Raw genomic sequence first — 26,438 nt, forward strand, 5'->3', positions numbered from 1 at the left:
CGTTTCGTCTTTGATGGATGCAATCAGCTGGGAAATTCGCCGCGCGTGAAGTCGTCATCGAGTGCGATGGAGTCGGCGATTTCATCGACCGTGACCGGCTTGATCGGCGCACGGATGCGGTAGTAACCGACATCGCCGACCGCGCGTTTCTGCACTTGCGCGATGAGTTCGCCGACGGTCGCGCCGCACCATCGGCCCTGACACGGGCCCATTCCGCAACGTGAAAACGCCTTCATCTGGTTCGGCCCTTGACAGCCGAGCGCCGCGATCGCGCGAATCTCGCCTGCCGTCACTTCTTCGCACCGGCACACGGTCACGTCGTCGGCGGGACGGCGCAGCGCGGCGGGCGGCGTGTAGAGCGCATCGAGCAACGGGCGCACGGCGAGATGCCGCTTCATCGCACGCAGCGCGGCGCGGCTGCGTGTATCGCGCGATGGCGCATCGAGCGCGCCGAGTTCGCGTGCGATATCGAGCGCCGCGATCGTGCCCGCGTGCGCAGCGGCTTTCGCGCCGCCGATGCCCGCGCCATCGCCCGCGATCCACACTTGCGCGACGCTGCTGCGTCCGCGCGTGTCGGTTCGAGGACGCCAGCATGCGGACGCAGCGTCCCATTCATGTTCGCAGCCGAGCGAGCGGGGCAGTTGCGTCGACGGAATCACGCCTTGATGAATCAGCACGAGCGGGGTGTCGATCGATCGAGGCGTACCGTGTTCATCGACGAAATGCACGCGTTCGGCGCGGTCTTGGCCTTCGATCGAAAACGCGCTCGCCGCGCGATGGATCGGGACGCCCGCGCGCTTCACCGCGTGCATCATGCGCAGGCCCTTGAGAAGATAATCGGCGCCGGCGAGCGCGGGCAATGCATGCGGCAGCGCGGCGCGCCAGGCATCGCGCGGCGTCGTGTCGACGATGGCGCGAACACGCCGCCCCGCATTCAGCAACTGCGATGCGAACAGCCACAACAGCGGCCCGCTTCCCGCGAGCACGGCATCCTGTGACGGCGCGAGCCCCGACGATTTGAGCAGCGTCTGCGCTGCACCGATGCCCATCACGCCCGGCAAGGTCCAGCCGCGCACGGGCCACGGACGCTCCTGCGCGCCGGTCGCGACCAGCACTGCACGCGCGGAGACGTCGAGCGTGCCGCCTCGTTCCGCGCCTTGCGCGCGGCGCGTGAGCATCGCGACGGCGTGGCGGTTTTCGAACGCGACCTGCCACACGACGCTGCGCGAAAGAGATTTCGCATTGCTGGCTTCGAAGCGCTCGATCAGCGTGCGTCCTGCAAGATAGTCCTCGCCGAGCACGTGGGCATCGGCGAGCGGAGACTGCGCGGCATGGCGATAGATCTGTCCGCCAGGCGCTTCGCCTTCATCCGCGACGATGACATCGAGACCCGCGCGGCGCGCTTCGATCGCCGCCGACATGCCCGCCGGTCCCGCGCCGACTATCAGCAAATCGCATTTTGTTTTCGTCGGAGACTGCATCATGCGAGCCTCGCCTTGCCCGCCATCGGGCGCACGCGCATGCCTTCGCTCACGCGCGTCATGCACGCCTGCACGTTCGGTATGCCATCGACTTCGACGAGACAGTCGAAGCACACGCCCATCATGCAGAACGGTCCGCGCGGCGTGCCGCTCACGGGCGTGGTCCGGCAGGCGAGCGCGCCGCTTTCGAGCAGCGCCGCCGCAACCGTGTAGTGCCGCGGCACACGCCGTGGCGTGCCGTCGATGTCGATGCGCACCGTCGGCGTCGACGTGGTAGCGAGCGGTTCAAAGTGCGTGAGCATCGGTCGAATTCGAGAAACGGGTGGCGACGAAGGGATCGAGAATCGCGGGCCGCGAGCCGCCCGCGATCCACGGCGCGATAACGTCCGCATGCGCGGCGGCGAGCGTCACGCCGCTATGACAGATGGCGAGGAACGCGCCCGGACAGGCGGCCGATTCCTCATAAACCGGCAAGCCGTCCGGCGTCATGATGCGCAGCGCGCCCCATGCCCGCACGATGCGCGCGTGCGCCAGCACCGGAAACGCCGTGCGTGCGCGCCGCGCGATATCGGCCATGACGGCGCGCGTCTGGCCGTCGTCGAAGCCGACGTGTTCGGCGGAATCGCCGAGCAGGACCGAGCCTTCGCGCGTCTGCCGCACGACCAGCGTCGGATAGTCGAGAAACGGCGCGAGCCGCTCAGTCACCATGATCTGGCCGCGCAAGGGCGTGATAGGCGCGTGCATGCCAACCATCGGTGCGAGGCGCTTATTGTCGAGGCCGGCGGCGAGCACGACGCGCCCGGCTTGCAGCGTGCCGTTCGAAGTATCGATGTCGAAGCCGCCCGCGTGAGGGCGGATCTCGCGCACTTCGGTGTGCGGCAGATACGTGCCGCCGTGCAGCGCGAAGGCTTGCTGCATGGCGCGCAGCGTGTAGAGCGGACTCGCGTGGCCGTCGTGCGGCGAATAGAGCGCGCCCGCCAATCCGTTCGATGCCGAGGGCACTCGCGCCTTGAGCGCGTCGATATCGAGCACCTCGTAGGTCAGCGACGCGTCCTGCGCGCGGATCGATTCGAGCAATTGCCTGCCGGCTTCGAGCTGTTCGGCGGTTTCACACAATTCGATGCCGCCGGGCCGTTCGAAGCCCGCATCGACGCCCGTTTCGCGCTGCAACTGCGCGGCGAAGGCGCCCCAGCGCTCCGACGATTCGCGCGACCACTGCGCGTACGGCAGGCATCGGCCGCCCTTGCCCTGGACCCATACCAACCCGAAATTGCCACGTGCGGCGCGATGCGCCGAGTCCGCGCCATCGCATACGGCCACGCGCTTGCCCGCGCGCGCGAGCCCATAGGCGATGGCCATCCCGACGAGCCCGCCGCCCGCCACCACGATATCGAAGCTGCGTGCTGTGTTATAGGCTTGCTTGTACTGCATCGAATGCGTTTCCTGCCTGTTTTTGCGGTTTGAGGACCGACTGTGGACGGTGCAAAAATCGCCGTCAAATACCGAGTTTTCGGTCGCCTATAATCCAATGTTATGGACCCATCCGAACTAAAAATCCGCCAGATCGAAGCCTTTCGCGCCGTTATGCTTCGACATACCGTAACGCGCGCCGCTGCGTCGTTGCACATATCGCAGCCTGCCGTGAGCCGGCTTATCGCCGATCTCGAAAGTCGTGTTGGCTTTGCGCTGTTCGAGCGGCAGCAGGGACGGCTCGCACCGACCGCCGAAGCGCGCGTTCTATTCGAGGAAGTGGAGCGCGCGTTCGTCGGAATGGATCGGATCACGCAGGCGGCGCAGCAGATTCGTGCGATGCGGCGCGGTTCGCTGCGCGTGGCGGGATCGCCCGCCGTGGCTCTCGATCTGCTGCCGGCGGTGATCGCGCGTTTCGTCGAGCGGCATGCGGGTATCGATGTGAATCTGCTCGCGCATAGCGCGACCACGGTGGTGGAGAAAGTCGCGTCGGGCCAGTGCGACGTCGGCCTGATCGCCGAGCCGATTCCGCATCCCGCGGTAAAGAGCGAGCGTCTCGCGAACGCCGTCATGCGATGCATCGTGCCGCGCGGGCATCGGTTGGCACGGCGCGCGATATTGGCTCCGGGCGATTTGAGCGGCGAGCGCTTCATCTCGTTCCCGCAGAGCTTCGATGCCCGCAGCGCCATCGACCGGGTCTTCGTGGAAGCGGGCGTGACCCGCGATCTCGTGATCGAGGCGCAGCTATCGCAGGCGATCGTGGCGCTGGTCGCGAACCGCGCGGGCGTCGCGCTGATCGACCCTGTAACTGCGGCCTACGCACGGCAACGTGTGGCGGTAAAGCCGTTCGAGCCCGCCGTGCCGGATCATTTTTATATCGTGACGAATGCTTCGCTGCCAATGCCGGTCGTGGCCCATGCGTTTTGCGCGGAGGTGAAGGAGGCGTTCGGGCGGGTTATCGCTGACGGGTGAAAGCGACCGATCGCGCGGTTCTCAAAGACTCTGCACGCCGCGAACCGTCCCTGTTTTTTAGTGGCACGCGCGCTTTCGAGCACGCCATGACAACAGAGCGTCGAGGGATAAACGCTATTCGTCCGGCACGCTCACGAGGCGATAATCGAGCATTTCGACTACTCGATGACCCAAGATGCGTGACCGAATCGACGATGAGATCACCTTCCGCAAGCTCGAAGTCCTGCTCGCATTCATGGAGACCGGCAATCTGGCGAAGGCGGCCGAGGCGCTGAACGTGAGCACGGTCAGCGTGCACCGCGCGCTGCACTCGCTTGAGCAAGGCGTGCGATGCGCGCTGTTCCGCCATGAGGGCCGCAATCTCAAGTCGACCGAAGCGGCGCAGATGCTCGCCGATGTCGCGCAAGAGGTGATGACGCTGATGTCCGACGGCATTCGTGCGACACGCGAGGCCGCGGGTTATTCGTCAGACCGGCTCAAGATCGGCTCGCTGTACTCGCTGACCATAAAAACCGTACCGGGCATCGTCGTCGATATCAAGGTGCGCAGGCCGACACTTCACGTCGAACTGGTGCTCGGTCCGAATGTCGAGCTGCTCGACAAACTGAAGCGCGGCGAAATCGATGCGGCGCTGATGGCGGTGCCGGATGCCGAACCCGAGGTCGAATCCATCCCCCTTTTCGAGGACGACATTTTTTTCGCCGCTCCGGCTGGGTCCGCCTACGCGAATCAGGAGGCCGTTGACCTGCGCGACTGCCGCGACGAGACGTTCGTTTCGCTCGGCGAGGGCTTTGCGACCTATCACGGCTTCGTGGAGGCATTTCGCGTCGCGGACTTTACGCCCAACGTGACAATGCGAACCGGCGATATCTTCTCGCTGATGAACCTGGTGAGCGGTGGGGTCGGCTACACGCTCCTGCCCGGGCGCGTGCGCGGCGTCTTCGGCGACAAGGTGCAATTCATTCCGCTCAAGCCGCAATACCTGATGCGCCAGACGATCGGCGTCAGCTTCCTGCGCGCGCGTGAGCGCGACCCGAATCTGCTCGCGCTGATGGCCGTCTGCCGGCTGCGCACGAGAAGCGCCGACTGACGCTTCACCGTTCGTCGCGTGCCCGTTCGCGGTCGACGAGCGCGCCGAGGTCCGGCAGCGAAGTATCGCTGCAACTCACCGCGACGCCTTCGGTGAAAATCGTGCTGGCCATTCGCGTCAGGACATTTGCCGGGGGCATCTCGATCGCGAGGCGCGCGCCACGCTCCCACGCGAGTCTCATCGTGTCGTGCCAGCGCACCTGCCGCGCCATATTGCCGGCAAGATCGGCGGCGATGCGCGCGCCGTCGAACAGCGGCCGCGCCGCACTGCTGCTCAGATAGACGACGCCCGGCGCACGGACGTCGACCTGTGAGAACGCATCGGCGAGGGACGCCGCGGGCGCGTCGAGCAGGGCGCAATGCGACGGCACCGCGACATCGAGACGCTCGCAGCGTTGCGCGCCTTGCTCGATTGCAAGCGTGGACAGACGCTGCATCGCGGCATCGCTGCCTGCGACGACCATCTGCGTTTCCGTGTTGATGTTTGCAAGGAAGACGGGTTCGGCGCCGCTACTCACTTGCGCGATCAGCCGTTCGAGCGCTCGTTGCGTCATGCCGACGATCGCAGTCATGCCGTAGCCGCCCGGATAGGCGCGCTCCATCAACTGGCCGCGCAAGGCGACGAGTCTGACGGCGTCGGAGTAGGCGAGGGCGCCGGCGATCACGGCGGCGGGATACGCGCCGATCGAAAGTCCCGACACCATGTCGGGCTCGTATCCGTGGGCCTGAATGACGCGCGCCTGAGCGACGCCCGCGATCAACAGACAAAGTTGCACGGCGACGGTGGAGCGGAGCGTTGACGCGTCGTCGATGGACTTCACGTCGTAGCCGAGCACGTCGCTGGCTTCGTCGAGTGTGCGGGCGACTTCCGCGTGAGAGGGCAGCGCATGCAGCATGCCGGCGCGCTGCGAGCCCTGGCCCGGAAACGTGAATAGCACGCTCATGATGCGTCAGGCGCCCAAGGATCGGCGACGAGCACGGGACCGCTTCCCGTCTTCAACAGAACGCGGTTCGTCTTGCCGGCCCACTCCGCCAGAGCGAAGCCGCCGTGGCCGTTGTCCACCTGCATGTCGATGCGCGCGGGCCCGGCTTGCAGCAGTGACAGCAGCGCCTGCGCTTCCTCTCGCGGCAACGGCCGTTCGGCACGCAACAGGAGGTCGAGGTCGCTGTCCTGTCGCAGCGTGCTCACGCCGCTTGCCAGCGCAAAGCCGACGCTGCCGGTAATGCCCCAGGTCAACCGGAGCCGGTCGAGTTCGGGCGCGATGCGATCAAGCGCGCGCATGCAGGGAAGATCCGCGAGCGCGACGTGTGTTCGCCAGCCGCGCGCCCGCGCGAGCGCCTCGGGTGTCACGCGCCGCACGATGCGCTCGCGGGCCACGAAGGCCGCGAAGCGCTCGCCGCGTGTGCGCCCTCGAATCCCGACCGGCACGAGGCCATGTTCGGCAACCGTCTCGCGCCGCACGACGAGCGGCGCGATCGACAGCCACTCGGGCGACGCCCATGCGGGCACGTCCGATATCGAGCGGATGTCTTGCGGCGTTCCGATCCACAGCAGGTCGTGCGGGCGGATGACTTCTTCGGTGGTGGACACGATATGTCTCTCGGACGCATCACGCGCCCATCAGCGCCTTGGTCGCGAAGAACAGCAGCGAGGGCCCGAGCAGGCAGCCGACGCCCGTATGGAAGGTCGCGATCAGCGCGCCGTAGGGAACGAGCCGCCGATCGGTTGCGGCCAGCCCCGCGCTGACGCCGCTCACCGTCCCGGCCAGGCCGCCGAAGATCATCGCGGAACGCGGCGTCTTGAGCCCCATGAAGCCCGCCGCGATCGGCGTGCCGATCATCACGATGATCGCCTTGATGAGGCCCGTCGCGATGCTGAGCGCGATCACATCCGAGCTCGCGCCGATCGCCGCGCCCGTCACGGGACCCACGATATACGTGACCGCGCCCGCACCGATGGTCGTCATGCTGACCGCATCCGTGTAGCCGAACGCATGCGCGATGCTCGCGCCGACGATGAACGGCAGCACCGTCCCGAGCAGCAGCGATACCACGCCGATGAGCCCCGCCTTGCGCGCTTCGGTCGCCTGCACTTCGAACGCGGTCGCGACGATGGCGAAATCGCGCAGCATCGCACCGCCCATCAGGCCGATGCCGGTAAAAAGCGGCAGGTCCGCGAGACCCTTTTGTCCGCCGGTGAACGCGCCGCCGAAGTAAGCGAGCACGAGGCCGATCACGATCGCGATCGCCGATCCATGCACGCGTCCGAACGTCAGCTTGCGCGAAATCAGCGACGACACCCACATGATGAGGCCCACGAGGAAGAACGCGGTGACGAGGCCGTTCTGGATCAAAATCTTGTCGAGCATATGCAGCATGACGGTCTCCTGCTTCAGATTTCTTCGAGGTGCGGGGCGTTCACGAACGACGTGCTGTCGTGACCGGTGCGGGAAAGGACGGCGATGCAGCCCGCGCAGACAGCCGCAGCCCCCAGCGCCGACAGCAGCGCGACGGGACCGCCCTTGAGCGCGGCGACGACGTTCTGGTTCGCGGCCATCGCGACGACGACGGGGATGTACATCGCGCCCCAGAAGCCCACGCCCGCTTCGGTCTCCTTCGGCAGCCAGCCCTTCTTGTGCAGATAGAGGCGCAGGAAAATCAGCAGCAACATGGCGATGCCGACGCCGCCGACGTTCGTCTTCACGCCGATGGCAACGCCGAGCAAATCGCCGAGAAATAGTCCTGCCAGGTGGCAGAACGCCAGAAGGGCGGTTCCGTAGATGATCATTTCGTGTCTCCATTAATGAATTTATTTGGCTTCTAGCGAGCCGCTGTCCAAGGCGAGTTCTAGCGCCACTGCTCCCGCAACTTGCGCCGCACCGTCGCGGAGGCCGCGCGATGCTCGCTGCCGAGCCGGCTTTCCAGCCCGCGCGACGGGTCGCGGCGGATGTCGTCGAAGGCGGCTTGCAGGGACTGCTCGACGGCCGTCTGATCGGCGCGGGTGGGCGCATCGGCATCGCTCACGCTCAGGAGCTTCCACAGCAGGCCGAGGGACGCATAGTTGTCGATGTCGTAGGCCATCGGCGGTACGCGCGCCGTGAACGCTTCGAGATCGGCGACCGAGCGCAGCGTGACCCGCGCGGCCGATTCCTTGCCCATCGCATGAACCATGACCTGCGAATCGGCGAGCGCGATCAGCCGGTTGGCCTGATAGCCATGCGCGAGAAACGCCCCCGACATCGCGCGCCCGACGATCAGTCCGATCACCGGATGACCCGCGAGCCGTGCGCTCGCGTAAGCATCGGCGGCGCCGGCGAGCGCCTGATGAATGCCATACGCTTCCTCGCGCCGTCCATACGCCTGACTCGCGACATCGATGACCGCTACGATTGCGCGCTTCTCGTCGTGCTCCTTGTCGGCCTCGATGACATCGCGCACCGCCCGCGCAAGTTCCCACGCCTCGACAAGCCCGACCTCGCCGCTGCGTGCGCGCGGGAACGGGTTATCCGGATCGGGCACCACGGCGATAAAACGCGCGCGATGATCGCCCAGTTGCGCATCGGCGACACGCACGGACGGCGGATAGCCGGGCTGCAACGGCGCGCTGTACGTGAGCGCGTCGAGCCATACCGCGCCGCGCTTCGAAAGCTCTTGTGTGCTCATGACTGAAACCCCTTGCCGTAGATGGCGGCTGCCTGATCCGGCGTGGCCTGCACGCCCGGATCGACCTCGGAAAGCCGCGTCAGGAAGCCCGCGACGCGTTCGCTGCGGCATGCCTTCGGCCGCCCCGCGCGAAACAGGTCGATGACGGCCGCGCGAATCGCATCGGCGTCGTCGGCCACGTAGTCATCGACCAGTCCCGTGCGATGCCGTTGCTCGCAACCGGTGAAGCTCCAGATCATCGGACGGTCGCGCGAATCGAATTCCGCGATGCCCGCTTCCTGTTCGATGACCGCCGGGCCGTTGAGTCCGAGGCGCGCTTCGCGGGTGCCGATCAGGTAGCTGCACAGGCCCGCTGCGATTGACATGCCGCCATAGCAGCCGATCGGACCGGCCGTGATGCCGATCACCGGCTGGTAGCGCCGCAAGTCGACGATGCCCGCGTGAATCTCCGCGATCGCCGCGAGCCCGAGATTGGCTTCCTGCAAGCGCACGCCGCCCGTTTCGAAGAGGATGACGGCGCGCGTCGGGATGCCGTTGCGGTTGTCCTCGGCGGCGAGTTCGAGGCTGCCCGCGATCTTCGCCGCCGACACCTCGCCCATGCTGCCGCCCTGGAATCCACCGTCGATGCCGAGCACGACTGCGGGCTGCCCGTCGATGGTGCCTTTCGCGACCACCATGCCGTCGTCGGCTTGCGTGACGATGCCCTGGCGCATGAGCCACGGCGACGTGATGCGCTGGAACGGGTCGAGCAGTTCGCTGAACGTGCCTTGGTCGAGGAGCTTTTTCGCGCGGCTGCGCGCATCGAGCTCGATGAAGCTCTGGCGTTCGAGCAGTTGCTGTGTATCCATGATCTTCACGCTCCGCCGGTTGAGTTCAGTTGTTCGAAGACCTGCCCGATGCGCATCTGCACGACGCCGGGCGTCGCGCCCGAATCGTTGATTTCGAGCTTCGCGGCGGGCAGCGATCCGTCGCCGAAAATGCGTTCGAGCACGGCGTGCCAGAGGCGACCTTTGCCGTCGACGGAAGTGGTGATGTTCACGACCGTGCGATTCGCCGAGTTTGCTTCGAGCAGCACTTCGAGGTCTCCCGAGGCGACGACACCAACGAGCGCGCGACCTTGCGCGGGCTGCCCTGCCGGGAATTCGAGGACGATGGTTTCCATGAGTGTTTCCTATGCGTTCGACGGATGATTGGCTTCGCCTCGAAGCCGGTCGAGAAAGAGGGCTGCGGCGAGCAGGTCGGCGGCGCCACCGGGCGATACGTGCAGTTCGACGAGACGCCGGTCCAGAGCTTTCAGTTCGCGGCGCCCCGCGAGCGCCGCCGCGCCGCCTAGTTCCAATACGCGCCGTGCGCCGCGCTGCATTTCGGCGAGCGCTTTCGGTCCGCCGCGCGCGAGCACGCAGGTGTCGTCGAGTGTTGCGATCACGGCGAGCAGTGCGTTCAGGCGCGCAGCCGTTTCGCTGTCGCCACGCGAGCGCGAACGCACGAGTTCCGGCAGCGCGACATCCACGACATGCGGAAAACCGGCCTGCGCCTGTCCGCGCGCGCCGCCGACGTTGTAGTCGAGGCACGCCTGCTCGCCCTTGTTGCCGGTGATCGCCGGGGCGTGGCGATCTTGCACGCGTGCAATCGATCCGGCGCGCGCGGCGACCGCTTGCGGCGCGAGATCCAACGGTTCGCGTGCAGCGGCGGTCACGAGCAAACCGAGCGCCCAGATCGCACCGCGATGCGTATTCACGCCGCCGGTCGCATCGAGCATGCGCGCTTCGCCGTCGCGCCCGATTGCGCCGATACGTTCACGCAGCGCGAGCATCGGTTCCGCTTCGACGCCAGCACGCGCCATCTCGATGAAGGTCGGCTGCAACGCGAGCGCCGATACGCACATCAGCTTCCAGTCGAGATCGTGATGCGCGCCGCGGCTGCGGATATCGACGAGGCCGGGCTTCGGCGCGAGCGTCACTTCGTCGATCAGCGCTTCCACCACGAGCGCGCCGAAACGCTCGACCAGATCCGGCGCGTGGCGCAACGGCCGCGCCGTATTCATAGCGAGGTTCTCGCGCATTACCAGCTCCGAAAGCGTGCGGGCGGTTCGTACAACCCGTCCGACCAGTCGACGATATCGGCCATGCTTTTCGCGGCGAGCAGCGACCGGCTCGCTTCGCTGCGATGGATGCCGAGGTCTTCAGGCAGCGCGACGAAGCCATCGCGACGCAGCGCGGCGAGCTTGCTCGCGTCACTTTTCAGTCCGATCGGCGTGACGCCCGCGACGGCCGCGATCATCTCCTTGCGATGTTCGAGCGAACGCGCTTTGTAGAGATACGCGATGCCTTCCTCGGTCAGCACATGCGTGACGTCGTCGCCATAGATCATGACGGGCGCGAGCGGCATGCCGGACTCGCGGCCGACTTCGACGGCATCGATCGATTCGACGATGGTCGGCTGCCCGCCCGCCTGGAACGTCTCGACCATCTGCACGACGAGCTTGCGGCCGCGTTCGAGCGGGCTGTCCGTTTGCAGCAGATCGAGCCATGCGGGCGTGGCGTGCCGCCGGCCGTGCGGATCGTGGCCCATGTTCGGCGCGCCGCCGAAGCCGGTGAGCCGCCCGTGCGTGACCGTCGAGGAATTGCCGACGCCGTCCATTTGCAGCGTCGAGCCGATGAACATGTCCACCGCGTATTGCCCGGCGAGCTGGCACATCGTGCGATTGGAGCGCATCGAACCGTCGCGGCCGGTGAAGAAGATGTCGGGACGTTGCGCGACATACGCTTCCATGCCGAGCTCGCCGCCGAAGCAATGCACGCTCTCGACCCAGCCGGTTTCGATCGCGGGGATCAGCGTCGGATGCGGATTGAGCGTCCAGTGCCGGCAGATCTTGCCCTTGAGACCGAGCTTCTCGCCGTAGGTCGGCAGGATCAGTTCGATTGCGGCGGTGTTGAAGCCGATGCCGTGATTGAGCGACTGCACCTGATGCTTTTCGTAGATGCCGCGAATCGCCATCATCGCCATCAGCACCTGGATCGGCGTGATGAGGCGCGGATCGCGCGTGAAAAGCGGCTCGATGAAGAACGGCTTGTCGGCCTGCACCACGAAATCGATCCACGAACCGGGGATATCGACGCGCGGCAGGTCTTTCGGATCGTCGACGATCTCGTTGACCTGCGCGATCACGATGCCGTCGCGAAACGCCGCGGCTTCGACGAGCGAGGGCGTGTCCTCGGTGCTCGGACCGGTATAAAGATTGCCTTCGCGATCCGCCTTGTAGCCCGCGCACAGCACGACGTTCGGCGTCAGGTCCACATAGAGCCGCGCATACAGTTCGATGTAGGTATGAATCGCGCCGATCTCAAGGATGCCGTCCTGAAGGAACTGCGAGATGCGCAGGCTTTGCGCGCCGGCAAACGCGAAGTCGAGCTTGCGCGCGATGCCGCGTTCGAAGAGATCGAGATGCTCCGCGCGGCTCACGCTCGGAATGATGAGATGCAGGTCGTGGACGATTTCCGGATCGACTTTCGCGAGCGAACGCGAAAGAAAATCCGCCTGCTTCTGGTTGTTCCCCTCGACGACCACGCGATCGCCCGGGGCGACGAGCGCTTGCAGGACATCGACGATGCGCTCGGTGGGCAGCACCATGCCATCCGCGATCGATGCGACTCGCGCAAGCCGGCGATGTTTGTCCGCGCGGCGCGTGGCCCAACGGGATGAGGACTGACTTTGACTGGACATGTGGACTCTCGCTCAGGACTTGAGGCGAGTCTAGGGAGCGGGGGACGTGCCTTCAATCACCTTGAGGATGCAATCGTTATCACCAGGGTAACGAACTGTCGAAGGGAATGCCCGTCTGCCGCGCCGGACGGGGCAATGGCGCCGAAATCCGGCCGCCGGGGGTTTTCCCTCGTCGCCGCGCGGATGCGTGTTAACACCGATTTAAGGCGAGAAAGCGTTTGGCCCATCCGCGTCGTCCTGCGCCTAACGTCCCCTGATTGCGTAGAGTCGTGTCGGCAGCGCGATGGGGCTTTGCGGGTCGAACCAGCTCATATCGGGAATCCGCGAATCGGTGACGTAGATCGTGCCGTCCGCTCCTTGCGAGAATGTGTCCGGCCAGACGAGTTGCTTATCGCGCAAGAGTGTGGAAATGCGCTCGCCATCGCGCACGCGGATCGCGTGATGTTCTACCGACGACACATAAAGCCGCCCGCGCTCGTCAAACAAGAGGCCGTCCGCGGGACCATCGATACCCACCGGTTCAACGCGCGCCGAAACCTGCTGCGCGCTCAGTTGCGCGTTCTGCAGCGCGTCGGTCGCGATGCGATAGAGCGTCTTGCCCTTGACCGCCTGCCAGTACAAATAGCGCCCATCCGGCGTCAGCGCAATGCCGTCCGCCGAGAAGCTCACGCGCCGGCCGTCCGTCTGTTGCAGCGGCTTGCCGTCGACCTTCACCGTGACGCTCTTGTCGGCCTGCGTGCTCTGGTCGCCGTCGAGCACGCGCCGCGCGGCGCCCGATGTCGTATCGACAACGACGATCGCGCCACGCACGCCGGAATCGGTGATGTATACAAAGCGGCCATCGGGACTGATGCGCACGTCGTTGAGATAGCTGCCCTGTGGCGCGATGGTTTCATCGAACGCATAGACGTGTGCAACATGGTTCGATGCCAGATCGATTTGCACGAGCTTCGGCGCACCGGGCACGACGAGCGATTGGGCAGGCGCACCGGGATCGATCACCCAGAGGTTGCCGCGCTTGTCGGCGACGACGGATTGAACGCACACCCAATGATCCTGCGGCGTGACTTCGTCGCGGCGGGCGTTGCGCCAGCTATTCCAATCGACATCGGGGTAAGGCCGCAGATCGCCAGCGCTGCCCAGCTCGGCGACCGATATCGGCGCATCCTCCGTCCAGCGCGGAAAGTTGACGAACGTGCGGCCGTCTGGCGTCACAGTGACGCCGGTGACCTGATGTTCGAACGTCGCGATGAGTTGAAGTTTCGCGCCATCGCCCTGTCGATTGGACTTGCTGGCGCTCTCCTGTGCGACGCACGACTGCGTAAAGGCGGCGAGGCTCAAGGCGAGGATGGTCCTGGCGAGCGGTCTCATGATCGGCTCCGAGATGGCGATGTGCGATCTCAGCAATTGCGATGCCGTGGCGACCGGTCAGGCAGTGTCGCGCGTCATGCCTTCGGGTTTCGTCGGATCGCGCCTTTGCGCGGCGCTGATCGCGTCGCGGCGAGCGCCTACGGCCACATGTGTGGACGCATGCCGAAACGCGTCGAGCACCCGTTCACACACGCGTTGCAACAGCACGGTAGTTCGCGGCATTGGAGTCCGAAGCAGGCGCTCCTTACTCCTTGAGCCCGGCGAGGGTCTCGATGTGGCCTTCGATTCGTGCTCGCGCTTCGGCTGCTGCCAGCTCGGGCGTTCTCGCGCTCAGCGGATACACGAGACCGTTGCCCTTGAATTCACGGGCAAAATGCACCCACGACTGGTACCTGAAAACTCCCGATTCGTATTGAACGACAGTGACCGTTATATCGTACGTGCGCTGCAAACCTTGTCGGCGCTTGTATTTCAGTTTGTACGTCGTCGGACGAAGCACGAGACCTCCCTTCTTCAATCGGAATACACCTGCCGGACAAGCAGTCGGGTTTCGAACTTCCAACGCATTCGTCGGCGATTGCAAATGCCTTTTTGGAAGCCGTTCCATTCGCTAATTCGTTGGTAAGGCGACGCCGAGGACGCGCGGGCGCAGCAAACCGCCTAATGAGAAGCGATCTGAAACGGTGGCAACGGCATGTCGTCGCCATCAATGAATGCGGTAGCGCATCGAACGGCGAAATTCAATGCGCCATCTTTATTCGCAAACACGCCGAGTTCGCCGAGCGACGTCGAATTGCCGTCCTCTTCGAGAATCGAGGCGGTCGCAACGTAGGCCCTGCCCACGCGAGTACAAAGAGGCTCGAACGCTGCCCCGCGGTGATAAAAGATGCTAGTGGTCATCGATTTATGCCAAAAGGGTTGTGTTTCCGACCGAGTAGTCGCATTTGGTGCGTTTCGTCCAAGACGGATGTTGTTCTCACTATTCATCGTTCTCTCAGGTTTTCTTGGCCGACGGGTGATTTTTCAATCGGCAACAAGCACTGGTAAACGCGCTAAAAGTCTGCGCGTTCTCGCTTCGATATCGGGCTCAGGATTCGAGCCGCAAACCGCGAACACCCGCGATCTCCAATATGCGGCACTATAAATAATGCCACCGGCGTCGAATGGACCATCGTTTCTCAACGTTTCGAGATGGGCCACAACCGCCTCAAGGTGTAAAAGCTCTTTTCGCTGTAACTCATATACGTTCATGGGCTGAATCGCCAATAAGCTAGAAAGTCGTCTATTGCGATTGCTTTGGCGCACACCGCTTTTCTCTTAGCCGGTGCAGAGTGCGTTGATGCCGGCGCAAGCGCGGGCGCCGCGGTGTAGTGCTCTTCATCCTCGGGACCTTCGGGCCTCCGCGCTGCGTGTCCAGCCTTTGCACTATTGAAACATGCCAGTCGTTCGCATATTAATGAGGGTTTACAGCAGATCGCTCGATTAAATCCGATCGTTCGAGTTATTTTAGGTAGAGATTACTTACGAGTTAGCCGGTTTCAGTCGCGCGGTTTTCGCGTCGATGCTGATTATTCGCGATACGGAATACTGAGCTTCGACGGTTTTCGCCGTCAGTTTCGAAAAGGTTCTTATTTAGAAAGAAAAGAATGAACCTAGGAGTAACGGAGAATCGGGAGAGCGCGGTTGCGTCTTTCAATATTTTCATACGTAAAGCCGCCAGCCATCGACGCATGTTTGGAGTATCCAAAAGCCACGGCACAGGACAGATTATCGGCGCAGCGACAGATACCCCGTTGGGCTTGCGACGCTCGTCACATGCCTCGTTTCGATACGCGCCGCTTACCCGTGCGCAGGAACACGAACTCGAAGACATCATTCTTGACGCGCTGGAACACATCCGTTCCAACGTCGAGCCCCGCCTGACCCATGCGACAATTGTCGCCTTAGAAAATACAAGCATCGGGCCGGGAGATACACATGACCACGCGAGCGGATGAAATTCTGACGACGCTTGAGAGCGAAATTCTTTCTGGCCGTCTGCCGCCCGGCTCGCGGCTGGAGGAAACGGAACTCTCGGAGCGCTTCGCATGCTCGCGCACGCCGATTCGCGAAGCGCTGCGCCAACTTGCGTCCGAAGCGCTCGTCACCATGCGTCCGCGCCAGCCGGCAACGGTCGCCGCACTTTCGGCACGCAAGCTGCTCGAAATGTTTCAGGTCATGGCCGAACTCGAAGGCCTGTGTGCGCGCCTCGCCGCGCGCCGTGCAACGCCGCAGCAAATAGCGCGGCTGCGCGATACGCAGGTCGAACTGCGCGGCGCGCTCGATGCCGACCAGGTCGACAGCTTCTACGAGATCAATCGCCGCTTTCACGAACTCGTCTATGAGGCGAGCCAGAACGAATTCCTCGCAGACCAGACGCGCGGCCTGCGTAACCGCGTGTCGATCTATCGCAAGATGGTCACGCAAAAGGTTCGGCGTCGTCTGGATACGGTCGACGAACACGAGCAGGTGATCGCCGCCATCGAGCGCGGCGACGGCGACACGGCCGCCAAGGCTATGTCCGCGCACGTCAATCTGCTCGGCGAGCAAATGCTCGATTTCATCGCCCTGTTCCCTGAACCGGCCGAGGTCATCGAATAGGCGCGGCTCGTCCACCTGAACCGTTAAGCGCCGCTCGCCGTCACCGCACGGCGCGCCCTCGCACCTCCGCTTTTTGAAAATATCCTTGCATTGTATTTTGGATCGGTATTATCTGGATACAAAGAACCCGGACTCGAAATACAAAAAGCCGGGTTTCCACCGACAAAACCGGCCGAAGCCAACGCAAGGAGCAGGCGATGAGCGACACGCTGCATGCCGCGAGCGACGTAGGGCAAGCGCAAAAAATCGAAGACCGCATGTACCGGAAAGTCACGCTGCGGCTCATCCCTTTCCTGATTCTCTGCTACGTCGCCGCGTATCTGGATCGCGTGAATATCGGATTTGCGAAGCTGCAGATGCTGAGCGACCTGCAATTCAGCGAAACCATCTACGGACTGGGCGCGGGCGTATTCTTCATCGGCTATTTTCTGTTCGAGGTGCCCAGCAATCTGATGATGCAGCGTGTCGGCGCGAAGGCGTGGATCGCGCGGATCATGGTGACGTGGGCGCTCATCTCGGGCGCGTTCTTCTTCGTGCAGACACCGACGCAGTTCTACGTGCTGCGGTTTCTGCTCGGTTCGGCCGAAGCGGGCTTCTATCCGGGCGTCGTGTTGTATCTGATGCAGTGGTATCCGGCGCGGCGCCGCTCACATGTGCTCGCCATTTTCATGGTCGGCATTCCGCTCGCGGGCATCATCGGCGGGCCGTTGTCGGGCTGGATTCTGGAGGCGTTCAGCGGTGCGCACGGGCATTCCGGCTGGCGCTGGCTGTTTCTCATCGAAGCGGTGCCGTCGCTCGTGCTCGGTATCGTGGCGTTCTTCTATCTGAAGAACCGGCCCTCCGATGCGAACTGGCTCACGCGTGAGGAGGCCCGTTTGATTTCGGATGCGCTCGATACGCCCGGCAACCGCCACGCGCGCATTTCCGAAACAGTCGGCCAGGTGTTCCGCGATCCGCGCATGCTGCTAATGGCGCTGATCTACTTTTGCGTGATCATGGGTCAGTACGGTCTGACGTTCTGGATGCCCACGCTCATCAAGGCGTCCGGCGTGTCGGGCGCGCTGAAAATCGGCGTACTGTCGGCCATTCCTTTCGCGGTCGGCGCCGTCGCGATGGTCTCGTTCGGGCGCAACTCGGACCGTACCGGCGAGCGCCGCTGGCATCTGATCGTGCCCATGTTGATCGGCGCAGCCGGCTACGCGATCACGGCGTCGTCGGGGTCGAACGTGCCGCTGGCGCTCGTCGGCCTGTCGCTCGCGGCGGCGGGCGTGCTCACGCCTGGGCCGCTGTTCTGGGCGCTGCCGTCCGCAATTCTCGCGGGAACCGGCGCGGCGGCGGGCATCGCGGCGATCAACGCTTTCGCCGGCCTCGCGGGATTCGTCAGTCCGTATTTAATCGGCTGGCTGCGCGACCTCACGCATACATCCGTGATCGCGATGTACGTCTCCGGCGGCGTGCTGGTCGTCGGCGCGGCCATGATCCTGTTGATACCGGCCAAGCTCGTGAATCGCTGATTCAAACGCGTTCTCATCGTTCGAGAAGGAAACGGCATGCCGCCACGCATGCCGTTTTTTTATTTGCGAAGATGGTCTTTTTGTATTTCTGCGTGGTACTTTATGTATTCGTACAGTGACTTTATAGATACATAAAAGGGGGTTACATGGAACTGAACTTCAAGGGCAAGTCGGCGCTGATCACCGGCGCGTCGAAGGGAATCGGGCTGGCGACGGCGTGGGCGTTTGCTGCGGAGGGCATCGAGGAGCTGCATCTGGCGGCGCGCTCCGCCGACGCGCTGCATCGTGCGCAGGACGAAATCGCGACCCGGCACGGCACGCGCGTGCACGTGTACGCGACGGATCTGTCCGTCACGCAGAACGCCATCGATCTCGCGCGCGCCTGTTCTAACGCCGACATCCTGGTGAACAACGCTGCCGATTCCAGCCCCGGCCCGCTCGACAAGATGACGGACGAGCAATGGCGCGCGAGCCTCGACATGAAGATCTTTTCCTACGTGACGTTGACGCGCGAACTATATGCGTCGATGAAGCAGCGCGGGAGCGGCGTGATCGTCAACGACATCGGCAATTCCGGCGAAAACTGGGACGCGAACTACATCATCGGTTCAACCGGCAATGCCGCGATGATGGCCTTCACGCGCGCGATCGGCGGCTGGGCGCTGGACGACGGCATCCGCGTGGTCGGCGTGAATCCGGGGCCGGTCGCGACCGATCGCATGGTCAAGCTCATGAAGCGGCGAGCGCTCGACTGGTACGACGACGAGAGCCGCTGGGAGGAACTCTTCGACAAATATCCGGGCAAGCGCGCGGCGAAGGCCGAGGAAGTCGCGGATCTCATCGTGTGGCTCGCGTCGGAGCGCGCGGCGTACATCACGGGCACGGTCGTCACCATCGACGGCGGCATTGCATCGCGCCGTTCGATCATCTGAAGGAGCCGCCGACATGCGCCAGTTCGAGGAACGCAACGCCTATTTCGACCGCCTCTGCAACAGCGAAGGACTGATGTGGCTCGGTCAGAACACCAACCACTTCGAGCCGCATCCGGCCGTGCGTCAGGCCGTGATCGACGCGCTCGACGGCGGCGAGTATCACGCCTACGCGCCGCCGCTCGGCTTCGAGGAATTGCGCCGGTTGATCCGCGAGGACATCGGCCTGCCCGATGCCTCCGTGATGATTACGGACGGCGCCGTCGAAGCGCTGTACAACGTGTGCCGCAACATCTGCGAAGCGGGCAAGGATTTCGTCACGACGAATCCGAGCTGGGCGTGGCCGATGCAGTTCGCCGCGCGCGCCGGTTCGCGCGTGATCGAATTGCCGATCTATTCGCCGGAACAGAACTACAAGCTCACGCCGGCGCAATTGCGCGCGGCGGTCAACGAAAACACGGGCGTTATCTATCTCGTTGATCCGAACAATCCGCTCGGCACCTGCCATACCGAAGACGAGATTCGCGAATTCGCGGAGATCGCGCGTTCGGTCGGCGCGTACTTCATCCACGATGCGACGTACTTTCAATTCGCGGATAACTTCACGCCGGCGTATCGCTTCTATCCCGAGAAGACCATCGTCACGTATAGCTTTTCGAAGTGGCTGGGACTCGCGGGCATGCGGCTCGGCGCGGTGATCGCGCATCCGGACCTGATCGAGCGGTTCGCGTCCGCGCCGCCGAACAATCTCGGCAGCAACGTGTTGTCGCAGCGCGCGGCTATCGCCGGATTGCGCACGAAGAGCGAATGGTTTCCCGAGATCAACCGGCGCCAGCGACGCAACCAGGCGGCTGTCGTCGAAGCGGCGAAAAACGTCGAAGGACTGAGCGTGCCGGTGTTTCCGTCGCAGGCGAACTTGCTCGTGGTGGAAACGATCGGCGCGGGCATCACGCCCGAAGCGCTCGTCGAAGCGTTCCAGAAAGAGCGCGTGATGATCCGGCAGGGCGCGTATCACACTAAGCAGTTCGGGCATCGCTTCGTCAAGGTGAGCCTGACGGTGCCCGAAGCGTGGGCGGACTGCTTCTGCGAGTTGCTGCCGTCGATGGTCGAGCGCGCGCGTTCGATCAAGGAACCGGCGAATCAATTCTGACTTTCGACGAGGACTGGACATGCCGTATCTGACGACATCGGATGAGGTGAAGCTGTATTACGAGGAAGCGGGCGAGGGCGCGCCGATCGTGTTCGTACACGAATTCGGCGGCGATCTGCGCAGTTGGGAACCGCAGATGCGCTACTTCAGCCGGCGCTATCGATGCATCGCGTTCGCGGCGCGCGGCTATACGCCGTCCGACGTGCCCGACGATATCGAGCAGTATTCGCAGGCCATCGCCGCGCGCGATATCCGCGACGTGCTCGACGCGCTGAAGATCGATCGCGCGCATATCGTCGGCCTGTCGATGGGCGGTTTCGCGACGCTGCATTTCGGGCTCGACTACGCGGATCGCGCGCGTTCGCTGGTGGTCGCGGGCGCCGGCTACGGCGCGGAAAAAGAGTTCGAGGACTACTTCCGCGAAGTGTCGCTCGAAGTCGCGAAGCAGTTCGAAGCGCAAGGCGCGCCGCAGTTCGCGAAGACGTATTCGCTCGCGGCATCGCGCATTGCGTTTCAGGTAAAGGACCCGCGCGGCTGGCTCGAATTCGCGACGATGCTCGGCGAGCATTCGGCGCGCGGTTCCGCGCTGACGATGCGGGGCGTGCAGGCGCGACGTCCGTCCATCTACGACCTCGACGCGCGCCTGAAAGCGATGACGGTGCCCACGCTCGTCGTCGTCGGCGATGAGGACGATCACTGTCTGCAGCCCGGCATCTTCCTGAAGCGCACAGTGCCCGCGAGCGGACTCGTCGTCATGCCGAAGACGGGCCACACGCTGAATCTCGAAGAGCCGGCGCTCTTCAATCAGCACATCGCCGAATTTCTCGCGATGGTCGAACAGAACCGCTGGCTGCCGCGCGATCCGCGCGCCGTGGCGGCACAAATCATGAAGACGTCATGAGCGCCAGTACGTACGTCGATGAAAAACGCCTTGCGCAACGGCTCGCGGCGATGGCGCGTATCGGCGCAACGGAGAACGGCGGCGTGAATCGCCAGGCGCTGTCGGCGGAGGATGCGGCGGCGCAGCGCCAGCTCGTGCAGTGGGGCGAGACGCTCGGCCTGAAACCGTCGATCGATGCCATCGGCAATCTGTTTCTGCGGCTCGAAGGCGCTGACACGGGCGCGCCGCCCGTGCTGTCCGGCTCGCATCTGGACAGCCAGCCGACCGGCGGCAAGTTCGACGGCGTGTTCGGCGTGCTGGCGGCGTTCGAAGCTGTGGAAGCGATCCTCGCATCGGGCGTGAAGCCGCGCGTATCGATCGATATCGTCGCGTGGATGAACGAGGAAGGATCGCGATTCGCGCCGGGCATGATGGGCTCGGCCGTGTTCGCCGGCAATCGCGCGCTCGATGCCACGCTCGCCGTCGTCGACAAACACAATGTGAGCGTGAAGCAAGCGCTCGCCGAGGTACGCGAGAGCCTGCGCGACGTGCCCGAACGTGCGCTGGGAGAGCGCGTGTCGGCGTATGTCGAGGCGCATATCGAACAAGGTCCGCATCTGGAGAACGAGGGGCTCACCATCGGCGTGGTGAGCGGCATTCAGGGCAAGCGTACCTTCACGGTGCGTGTGGACGGCGAGGCTGCGCACGCGGGGACATCGACGCGCGCCGAGCGCAGGGATGCGCTGCTCGCCGCCATCGCGATGGTGCAGGCGCTCGCCGATGCGATGCGCGATGACGAGGACATCGTGAAATTCACGGTCGGGCGCTTCGACGTGAAACCGAGTGCTCCGTCTGTCGTGCCGAGTTCGGTCGATTTTTCCATCGACTTGCGTCATCCGGATTCCGACGTGTTGCTCGCGTTGGGCGACCGGATCGCGCCGATCTGCGAGGCGCACGCGGGCGTGTGCACGGTGCGCGTGACGGAGCTGTCGTCTGCGATGTCGCTCGATTTTCCGGAGCCGATGCGCGCCCTGGTACGCAATGCGGCATTGCGTTTGGATTTGCGGCATCGGGACATTCTATCGACGGCGGGTCACGATGCGCGCTATCTCCATTACGTGTGCCCGTCTGCGATGATTTTCGTGCCGTCGCATCTCGGCCGCACTCACTGCGAAACCGAATACACGTCGTCATCCGATCTGGCAGCGGGCGCAAGGGTGCTCGCGGATGTGCTAAGCGAGCTTGCGGTTTAGAGGTCGTTCGATTTGGCGCGTCGAGAGTCGATCGATCTGGCGACTCTTGGCATCGACCAAGGGTCATACTGATTCCGGTGGCATGTCTTCTCTCTCGCTTGCCTTTGGAATCCCCATTCCGGGTTCGCTCGCAAGCCTCTGCTGCGCAAGAAGCCAGAATTCGTCCGAGCGATCTTGCGGGCTGCCCGCTTCCGCCCACAGCCGATAAGCAAGCGCGCGAATCTGCTCCTCCGTGGCCAATATGTGCATCGCCGATCTCCTTGCTGCGGTGTCAATTATTGAAACCGTCCCGACTAATCTTTGCCAATAGCACTCGTCACCGCGGCGAGCGCTGCCTTGTCGATGCAAGCGGCTTTCCGTGTACGCGACGACGCTCTACGTGCAGGGCGGGCCGCTGCGCGAAGTCATCGCACGTGAACGCACTGCTTCGCGCATTACGATGCGCACGACATCCGGGCGGCGCAACCACATCGCCGATCGCCGTCGTCAAAAGCGTCGCTGTCGCGCCGAACGAATGCCTCGATCACGTCGATCGTCGTTGTTCCAGCTAGTGCGCAGTCCCGCGCGGCAGTCGACAACGTTAGTTCCAGCCCGATGAGGTTGCTGAGGGCGAAGATCCTTCCGGTCTAACGAGGTTCACCGGCTGTTTCCGGCGACGAGACACGCTTCACGTAGCGAGAAATAAACGTGCGCGTCTCGTCATCCGCACAGCGCACGGCGACACGATCCCCGCTCACCATCTCGACCGTGCCTTCGCCATAGCGGCGCATGCGAACGATATCGCCGACACCGAAGAGTGGCGCCTTTTTATCCTTACGCGCAGGAATCTGGATTTCAAGCGAGCTGTCCTGCACTGTCGGCGGATGTAGGCAGTTGTCGCACGTGCCACAGCGCGCCGCGCCGAGCTCGTCGGTCGGCTTCCGATATGACGTGTAGGACCCGCGCAATGACTGCTGCGATCCGGCGTCGTCGACGTCCAGGGCAAAGTAGTCGAGTACCGTTCGCCATCTGCACTGGGCGCTTTGCGCATATCGGATCATGCGGTCGAGCACCGCTTGATCGCGCTGGGCGCGCGACGCGTACTGCGCGGCAGCATCCTCGATCTTCGCAATTACGGCGCCGTCGTCGATCAGTTTCAGGTGGCCTTTGCGCGTGCGACGGGTCATGCCCAAATCGTTGAGTAGGGTTAGCGCGACGCGAACCTTGTTGATGCCCACGTTCGGCAACGCTTCACCCAAGCGCTCGACGGGTTTTTCCAGTGTCTTGCTCTCGCTTTCCGATGCAAGTGCCTGCACCTTTTCAGCTATGCGTCGGATTGTTTCAGCCGTCGGATAGCGTCCGCCAAGGAAGAACTGCTGAACCTGTTTGTCTTTCAGTTCAAACAGGAGAATGCAACGTGCCGCCTCTCCATCGCGCCCGCCACGGCCCGCCTCCTGATAGTAGGCGTCGAGGCTCCCCGGCATCTGCGCATGAATGACAAAGCGGATATCTTGTTTGTCGATGCCCATGCCAAACGCGTTGGTCGCCACCATCACGCGTGCGCGGTCTCCCATGAACGCATCCTGCGCCTCCGAGCGCGCATTCGCTGCCAGTTTGCCGTGATACCGCTCGGCGCTCACGCCCGCATCCACGAGCAATGCATGCAGTGCATCGCACTCTGCCACTGTCGCGCAATAGATGATACCGCTGCCTTCTATCGTGCTCGCCAGTTCGATCGCGCGCTTGCGTCGATCTTCGAGATTGGTCATCTGCTCGACGGCAAACTGCAGATTGTCTCGATACACGCCGGTATGAATGACGCTCGCTTGTCGCATTTGCAATTCGCGCACGATGTCGGCGGCGACGGAAGGCGTAGCTGTTGCAGTCAGCGCAAGCACGGGAGGATGCCCGATGGCTTTCACCGCGTGAATCAATTCGACGTACGCGGGCCGGAAGTCATGTCCCCATTGCGAGATGCAGTGCGCTTCATCGATGACGACAAGCGGCACCTCGGGCATGCCCTCAGAGGTGAGCATCGACCCGAACTCTTCACTTACAAGGCGCTCGGGGGTGACGAAGAGGATGCGGATCGCGCCGTCGCCGATGGCCCGTAATGCCTCCTGCTCCTCGCTTGCCGATAGGGTGCTGTTGAGCACCCTCGTTGCAATCCCGGCTTCGGTGAGCTTGGCGGCCTGATCGCGCATCAGCGAAATCAGTGGCGACACGACGAGCGTCATCCCGTCAAAGTGCAACGCAGGCAACTGGTAGCAGAGTGACTTCCCGGCGCCCGTCGGCATGATTGCCAACGTGTCGTGCTCTTCGAGCACACTGCGAATGACTTCTTCCTGCCCCGGCCGTAGGCTCGGAAAGCCGAACACGCTCCGTAGGGCAGTCTCCACTTCCTTGTCTAGCGGTCTGCGGGGTCGCCTGAGCGTCTTTTGATCGTTGTTCATAGTTGCGAGAGGGTGCAGTTACACGAAGCCGCTATCGAGGAACTAGCTGCGTTCCGCCGACGAGGACGACCGGGAGGGACGCTGGAGCGTCGCTTAAGCTCCTGTCGCCCTAAGTCTTGGCGCAATGTCGAAGCAACGGCTATGCCATCGCGTCGTTGCTTACTTTTTCGGCTCGACGCCCGGCGTGGACGAGCGAGAGAAGCAACGGGAATCGCCGGTCGTTCTCGCTCCGTCTCGCGAACACGGTGAGCGCCTTTCTCGTGATCTGCTCAAGCGCGCATGGAAGAGGGGGCGCGCGTCGTGACGTACGCCCAAGGCGAACATTGGGTCCTCCCGGTGGCCGGCGGAATGTGCGGGCACGAGCTGCGCTGACACGAAGCCGACGGCGGGCACTGTCAATGCTTCATAAGCCGCACGACTCTCCGGGAGACAGCTATGAACGTCAACACAGTGATGGGCGGTGCCTTCGCTTGGCCCGTTCGCACTTTCAAACGCTTCGGTGCGGACCGCGGTGCGCCCATGGCCGCGAGCATCGCGTTCTATTCGGCTTTTTCGCTCGCGCCGACTCTCGTCATGGTGATTGCCGTGGCCGGTCTCGTGTTCGGCGCCGAGGCGGCGCGCGGACAGCTCTTTCAACAGATCAGCGGCATGCTCGGCAAGGATGCAGCCGCAAGCGTCCAGGCGATCGTCGCGCACGCGCACCAGAGCGGTGGAAGCGGCATCGCAGCGGTGCTTTCGTTCGTGCTGCTGGCGGTCGGGGCTTCCGCCACGTTTTCTTCGTTGAACACTGCTCTGTCGATAATCTGGCCGAAGGGCGCCAAGAAGGAATCGGGCGTCGCCATGCTCGTCAAGGTCCGGCTGATCTCCTTCGGCCTCGTCATGGGCGTCGCGTTCCTCTTGGTCGTCTCGCTGGTGCTCGACACCGCCGTGCAGGCCGCCGGGAAATGGGTGTTCGGCGATTCGCCGCTCGTCATCGTCGGCGACATCGTGCAGTTCGTGCTCGGGCTTGTGATTCTTTGCGGTGCTTTCGGGGCGTTGTTGAAATATCTGCCGGATGGTCATGTGCCCTGGCGCGATGCGCTGGTCGGTGGCGCCATCTCGGCCGTGCTGTTCTCCGTAGGCAAGAAGCTCTTCGCCGTTTATCTGACACACGCGGGAACGGCTAACGCGTTCGGCGCGGCAGGCTCGCTCGCTGTCCTGCTGATGTGGCTGTATTTCGCCGCTGCCGTCTTGCTGCTGGGCGCGGAAGCAGCGGCCTCGCGGGTGGAAGCGCGCGAGGGGGGCGCGGAACGTGAGCCGGAACCGTCGTCGGACGCGATGCCGGCGAAACCGACGCGGGCGCAGGTTATCCCCGCAGCCAACGACGCCGTGGTTCCTGCACCGGTCATGCGCTCCGTCGAACCGGTCGGGTCGATGTGGACGAAGCTTCTGGCGAAGGGCATCAACGCCGTGAAGGCCAATCCGAGCCGGTTCGCTATCGCGGCGGCGGGCGCGGGCCTCTTTGTTTTCACGAGGAGCACACATCGTCCGACCGACAGGAAACCGTGAAGATCGTCTGCTGGCGCGCCGCCGAAGGCTTCTCCCGTTCGATTTTGGAGAGGTGCGAGGCGCGCGATCCGTTCACCTGCTCGTCATGGAGCGTTTCGATCAAGACGACCCACTAGCCCTTTTTTGGCAGGTTGGCCGGCAGTTGCTATTAATACGATTCACGCGACAAGGTTGACGTGTTCTGCAGTCATGTCCCGATCGATTCGAGCGCATCGCCGGACGCTCGGCGGGCGTTCGGCCGACGCATTCGCGCGACCGGCGCGCTCTTGGGGACACGCGGCACGCAGCATGCTCTCTCGGTTTGATCAACACGACCGGCGAAA

General features: G+C 63.7%; 27 protein-coding genes. 10 read left to right on the forward strand and 17 right to left on the reverse strand.

Annotated elements, in window-relative coordinates; genetic code table 11:
* Positions 1-23 precede the first annotated feature (23 nt).
* Genes AWB82_RS13400 through AWB82_RS13410 form a run of 3 tightly spaced genes read right to left on the reverse strand, consistent with a single transcriptional unit; the run spans position 24 to position 2,912 of the window.
* Positions 24-1,481 carry an FAD-dependent oxidoreductase gene (locus AWB82_RS13400; RefSeq protein ID WP_407642997.1) on the reverse strand — a complete coding sequence of 486 codons (1,458 nt, stop codon included), beginning with the start codon at positions 1,479-1,481 and terminating at the stop codon, positions 24-26.
* A complete protein-coding gene (locus tag AWB82_RS13405) occupies positions 1,481-1,783 on the reverse strand; it encodes a (2Fe-2S)-binding protein (RefSeq protein WP_086967772.1) in 303 nt (100 codons plus the stop codon). The genes AWB82_RS13400 and AWB82_RS13405 overlap by 1 nt, the downstream gene beginning before the upstream one ends.
* Positions 1,767-2,912 carry an NAD(P)/FAD-dependent oxidoreductase gene (locus AWB82_RS13410; protein ID WP_086967774.1) on the reverse strand — a complete coding sequence of 382 codons (1,146 nt, stop codon included), beginning with the start codon at positions 2,910-2,912 and terminating at the stop codon, positions 1,767-1,769. Before AWB82_RS13410 ends, AWB82_RS13405 begins: the two co-directional genes overlap by 17 nt.
* A gap of 102 nt (positions 2,913-3,014) precedes the next feature.
* Between AWB82_RS13410 and AWB82_RS13415 the strand changes: the two genes are divergently transcribed.
* Positions 3,015-3,923 (forward strand): LysR substrate-binding domain-containing protein, encoded by a 909-nt coding sequence (locus tag AWB82_RS13415; RefSeq protein ID WP_086967776.1) that lies wholly within the window; start codon positions 3,015-3,017, stop codon positions 3,921-3,923.
* A 175-nt stretch (positions 3,924-4,098) separates the two neighbouring features.
* Positions 4,099-5,013 (forward strand): LysR family transcriptional regulator, encoded by a 915-nt coding sequence (locus tag AWB82_RS13420; protein ID WP_086967778.1) that lies wholly within the window; start codon positions 4,099-4,101, stop codon positions 5,011-5,013.
* Between the two features lie 4 nt (positions 5,014-5,017).
* Here AWB82_RS13420 and mdcH read toward each other — a convergent pair whose 3' ends face one another.
* The 12 genes from mdcH to AWB82_RS13480 all read right to left on the reverse strand — a co-directional run bounded on the left by mdcH (position 5,018) and on the right by AWB82_RS13480 (position 14,669).
* Entirely contained in the window at positions 5,018-5,956 is a 939-nt protein-coding gene (mdcH, locus tag AWB82_RS13425) for a malonate decarboxylase subunit epsilon (protein ID WP_086967780.1), read from the reverse strand.
* On the reverse strand, positions 5,953-6,603 hold the full coding sequence (locus AWB82_RS13430) for a malonate decarboxylase holo-ACP synthase (RefSeq protein ID WP_235023273.1): 651 nt from the start codon (positions 6,601-6,603) through the stop codon (positions 5,953-5,955). The genes mdcH and AWB82_RS13430 overlap by 4 nt, the downstream gene beginning before the upstream one ends.
* A gap of 19 nt (positions 6,604-6,622) precedes the next feature.
* Positions 6,623-7,390 (reverse strand): malonate transporter subunit MadM, encoded by a 768-nt coding sequence (gene madM, locus AWB82_RS13435; RefSeq protein WP_086967783.1) that lies wholly within the window; start codon positions 7,388-7,390, stop codon positions 6,623-6,625.
* Positions 7,391-7,404: 14 nt separating this feature from the next.
* Positions 7,405-7,800 carry a malonate transporter subunit MadL gene (gene madL, locus AWB82_RS13440; RefSeq protein WP_061118520.1) on the reverse strand — a complete coding sequence of 132 codons (396 nt, stop codon included), beginning with the start codon at positions 7,798-7,800 and terminating at the stop codon, positions 7,405-7,407.
* A 59-nt stretch (positions 7,801-7,859) separates the two neighbouring features.
* Positions 7,860-8,675, reverse strand: coding sequence for a biotin-independent malonate decarboxylase subunit gamma (gene mdcE / locus AWB82_RS13445; protein ID WP_086967785.1), 816 nt, complete (start codon positions 8,673-8,675; stop codon positions 7,860-7,862).
* Positions 8,672-9,523 carry a biotin-independent malonate decarboxylase subunit beta gene (locus tag AWB82_RS13450; protein ID WP_086967905.1) on the reverse strand — a complete coding sequence of 284 codons (852 nt, stop codon included), beginning with the start codon at positions 9,521-9,523 and terminating at the stop codon, positions 8,672-8,674. The genes mdcE and AWB82_RS13450 overlap by 4 nt, the downstream gene beginning before the upstream one ends.
* Positions 9,524-9,528: 5 nt before the next feature.
* A complete protein-coding gene (locus AWB82_RS13455) occupies positions 9,529-9,837 on the reverse strand; it encodes a malonate decarboxylase subunit delta (RefSeq protein ID WP_086967787.1) in 309 nt (102 codons plus the stop codon).
* Between the two features lie 9 nt (positions 9,838-9,846).
* Positions 9,847-10,737, reverse strand: coding sequence for a triphosphoribosyl-dephospho-CoA synthase (locus AWB82_RS13460; RefSeq protein ID WP_086967789.1), 891 nt, complete (start codon positions 10,735-10,737; stop codon positions 9,847-9,849).
* Positions 10,737-12,398, reverse strand: coding sequence for a malonate decarboxylase subunit alpha (mdcA, locus tag AWB82_RS13465; RefSeq protein WP_086967791.1), 1,662 nt, complete (start codon positions 12,396-12,398; stop codon positions 10,737-10,739). Before mdcA ends, AWB82_RS13460 begins: the two co-directional genes overlap by 1 nt.
* A 243-nt stretch (positions 12,399-12,641) precedes the next feature.
* Positions 12,642-13,769 carry an L-dopachrome tautomerase-related protein gene (locus AWB82_RS13470; protein ID WP_086967907.1) on the reverse strand — a complete coding sequence of 376 codons (1,128 nt, stop codon included), beginning with the start codon at positions 13,767-13,769 and terminating at the stop codon, positions 12,642-12,644.
* Between the two features lie 244 nt (positions 13,770-14,013).
* Positions 14,014-14,376, reverse strand: a complete 363-nt coding sequence (locus AWB82_RS38270) for a hypothetical protein (RefSeq protein WP_235023274.1) — start codon at positions 14,374-14,376, stop codon at positions 14,014-14,016.
* 53 nt (positions 14,377-14,429) lie between these two features.
* The gene (locus AWB82_RS13480; RefSeq protein WP_086967793.1) at positions 14,430-14,669 is read right to left on the reverse strand and encodes a hypothetical protein; all 240 of its coding nucleotides are present in this window, start codon (positions 14,667-14,669) and stop codon (positions 14,430-14,432) included.
* A 746-nt stretch (positions 14,670-15,415) separates the two neighbouring features.
* On the opposite strand from AWB82_RS13480, the gene AWB82_RS37060 reads away from it, so the two are divergent.
* The 7 genes from AWB82_RS37060 to AWB82_RS13510 all read left to right on the forward strand — a co-directional run bounded on the left by AWB82_RS37060 (position 15,416) and on the right by AWB82_RS13510 (position 22,135).
* Positions 15,416-15,766: a hypothetical protein gene (locus tag AWB82_RS37060; protein ID WP_143756715.1), complete on the forward strand. Its 351-nt coding sequence runs from the start codon at positions 15,416-15,418 to the stop codon at positions 15,764-15,766.
* The gene (locus tag AWB82_RS13485) at positions 15,747-16,409 is read left to right on the forward strand and encodes a GntR family transcriptional regulator (protein WP_086967796.1); all 663 of its coding nucleotides are present in this window, start codon (positions 15,747-15,749) and stop codon (positions 16,407-16,409) included. The genes AWB82_RS37060 and AWB82_RS13485 overlap by 20 nt, the downstream gene beginning before the upstream one ends.
* 197 nt (positions 16,410-16,606) lie before the next feature.
* Positions 16,607-17,923 (forward strand): MFS transporter, encoded by a 1,317-nt coding sequence (locus AWB82_RS13490; protein WP_086967798.1) that lies wholly within the window; start codon positions 16,607-16,609, stop codon positions 17,921-17,923.
* Between the two features lie 146 nt (positions 17,924-18,069).
* Positions 18,070-18,855, forward strand: coding sequence for a short-chain dehydrogenase/reductase (locus AWB82_RS13495; protein ID WP_086967800.1), 786 nt, complete (start codon positions 18,070-18,072; stop codon positions 18,853-18,855).
* Between the two features lie 13 nt (positions 18,856-18,868).
* On the forward strand, positions 18,869-20,002 hold the full coding sequence (locus AWB82_RS13500) for a pyridoxal phosphate-dependent aminotransferase (protein ID WP_086967802.1): 1,134 nt from the start codon (positions 18,869-18,871) through the stop codon (positions 20,000-20,002).
* A gap of 19 nt (positions 20,003-20,021) precedes the next feature.
* On the forward strand, positions 20,022-20,903 hold the full coding sequence (locus AWB82_RS13505; RefSeq protein WP_086967804.1) for an alpha/beta fold hydrolase: 882 nt from the start codon (positions 20,022-20,024) through the stop codon (positions 20,901-20,903).
* Positions 20,900-22,135 (forward strand): M20 family metallo-hydrolase, encoded by a 1,236-nt coding sequence (locus AWB82_RS13510; protein WP_086967806.1) that lies wholly within the window; start codon positions 20,900-20,902, stop codon positions 22,133-22,135. The genes AWB82_RS13505 and AWB82_RS13510 overlap by 4 nt, the downstream gene beginning before the upstream one ends.
* 63 nt (positions 22,136-22,198) lie before the next feature.
* Here the strand turns inward: AWB82_RS13510 and AWB82_RS38825 are convergent, their stop codons facing one another.
* The gene (locus AWB82_RS38825; protein WP_086967808.1) at positions 22,199-22,384 is read right to left on the reverse strand and encodes a DUF2934 domain-containing protein; all 186 of its coding nucleotides are present in this window, start codon (positions 22,382-22,384) and stop codon (positions 22,199-22,201) included.
* 377 nt (positions 22,385-22,761) lie between these two features.
* Complete coding sequence (locus AWB82_RS13520) at positions 22,762-24,567, reverse strand: RecQ family ATP-dependent DNA helicase (protein ID WP_086967810.1); 1,806 nt, start codon at positions 24,565-24,567, stop codon at positions 22,762-22,764.
* A 435-nt stretch (positions 24,568-25,002) separates the two neighbouring features.
* Here AWB82_RS13520 and AWB82_RS13525 point away from each other — a divergent pair, with 435 nt between their 5' ends.
* Positions 25,003-26,115 (forward strand): YihY/virulence factor BrkB family protein, encoded by a 1,113-nt coding sequence (locus AWB82_RS13525; protein ID WP_086967812.1) that lies wholly within the window; start codon positions 25,003-25,005, stop codon positions 26,113-26,115.
* Positions 26,116-26,438: the final 323 nt, after the last annotated feature.

The sequence above is a fragment of the Caballeronia glebae genome, from assembly GCF_001545035.1.
GTDB lineage: Bacteria > Pseudomonadota > Gammaproteobacteria > Burkholderiales > Burkholderiaceae > Caballeronia > Caballeronia glebae.

Coding starts and splice junctions, on each gene's coding strand:
- AWB82_RS13400 (WP_407642997.1), bottom strand. CDS start 1,481: ATGCAGTCTCCGACGAAAACAAAATGCGATTTGCTGATAGTCGGCGCG.
- AWB82_RS13405 (WP_086967772.1), bottom strand. CDS start 1,783: ATGCTCACGCACTTTGAACCGCTCGCTACCACGTCGACGCCGACGGTG.
- AWB82_RS13410 (WP_086967774.1), bottom strand. CDS start 2,912: ATGCAGTACAAGCAAGCCTATAACACAGCACGCAGCTTCGATATCGTG.
- AWB82_RS13415 (WP_086967776.1), top strand. CDS start 3,015: ATGGACCCATCCGAACTAAAAATCCGCCAGATCGAAGCCTTTCGCGCC.
- AWB82_RS13420 (WP_086967778.1), top strand. CDS start 4,099: ATGCGTGACCGAATCGACGATGAGATCACCTTCCGCAAGCTCGAAGTC.
- mdcH (WP_086967780.1), bottom strand. CDS start 5,956: ATGAGCGTGCTATTCACGTTTCCGGGCCAGGGCTCGCAGCGCGCCGGC.
- madM (WP_086967783.1), bottom strand. CDS start 7,390: ATGCTGCATATGCTCGACAAGATTTTGATCCAGAACGGCCTCGTCACC.
- madL (WP_061118520.1), bottom strand. CDS start 7,800: ATGATCATCTACGGAACCGCCCTTCTGGCGTTCTGCCACCTGGCAGGA.
- mdcE (WP_086967785.1), bottom strand. CDS start 8,675: ATGAGCACACAAGAGCTTTCGAAGCGCGGCGCGGTATGGCTCGACGCG.
- AWB82_RS13450 (WP_086967905.1), bottom strand. CDS start 9,523: ATGGATACACAGCAACTGCTCGAACGCCAGAGCTTCATCGAGCTCGAT.
- AWB82_RS13455 (WP_086967787.1), bottom strand. CDS start 9,837: ATGGAAACCATCGTCCTCGAATTCCCGGCAGGGCAGCCCGCGCAAGGT.
- AWB82_RS13460 (WP_086967789.1), bottom strand. CDS start 10,737: ATGCGCGAGAACCTCGCTATGAATACGGCGCGGCCGTTGCGCCACGCG.
- mdcA (WP_086967791.1), bottom strand. CDS start 12,398: ATGTCCAGTCAAAGTCAGTCCTCATCCCGTTGGGCCACGCGCCGCGCG.
- AWB82_RS13470 (WP_086967907.1), bottom strand. CDS start 13,769: ATGAGACCGCTCGCCAGGACCATCCTCGCCTTGAGCCTCGCCGCCTTT.
- AWB82_RS38270 (WP_235023274.1), bottom strand. CDS start 14,376: ATGGAACGGCTTCCAAAAAGGCATTTGCAATCGCCGACGAATGCGTTG.
- AWB82_RS13480 (WP_086967793.1), bottom strand. CDS start 14,669: ATGACCACTAGCATCTTTTATCACCGCGGGGCAGCGTTCGAGCCTCTT.
- AWB82_RS37060 (WP_143756715.1), top strand. CDS start 15,416: ATGAACCTAGGAGTAACGGAGAATCGGGAGAGCGCGGTTGCGTCTTTC.
- AWB82_RS13485 (WP_086967796.1), top strand. CDS start 15,747: ATGACCACGCGAGCGGATGAAATTCTGACGACGCTTGAGAGCGAAATT.
- AWB82_RS13490 (WP_086967798.1), top strand. CDS start 16,607: ATGAGCGACACGCTGCATGCCGCGAGCGACGTAGGGCAAGCGCAAAAA.
- AWB82_RS13495 (WP_086967800.1), top strand. CDS start 18,070: ATGGAACTGAACTTCAAGGGCAAGTCGGCGCTGATCACCGGCGCGTCG.
- AWB82_RS13500 (WP_086967802.1), top strand. CDS start 18,869: ATGCGCCAGTTCGAGGAACGCAACGCCTATTTCGACCGCCTCTGCAAC.
- AWB82_RS13505 (WP_086967804.1), top strand. CDS start 20,022: ATGCCGTATCTGACGACATCGGATGAGGTGAAGCTGTATTACGAGGAA.
- AWB82_RS13510 (WP_086967806.1), top strand. CDS start 20,900: ATGAGCGCCAGTACGTACGTCGATGAAAAACGCCTTGCGCAACGGCTC.
- AWB82_RS38825 (WP_086967808.1), bottom strand. CDS start 22,384: ATGCACATATTGGCCACGGAGGAGCAGATTCGCGCGCTTGCTTATCGG.
- AWB82_RS13520 (WP_086967810.1), bottom strand. CDS start 24,567: ATGAACAACGATCAAAAGACGCTCAGGCGACCCCGCAGACCGCTAGAC.
- AWB82_RS13525 (WP_086967812.1), top strand. CDS start 25,003: ATGAACGTCAACACAGTGATGGGCGGTGCCTTCGCTTGGCCCGTTCGC.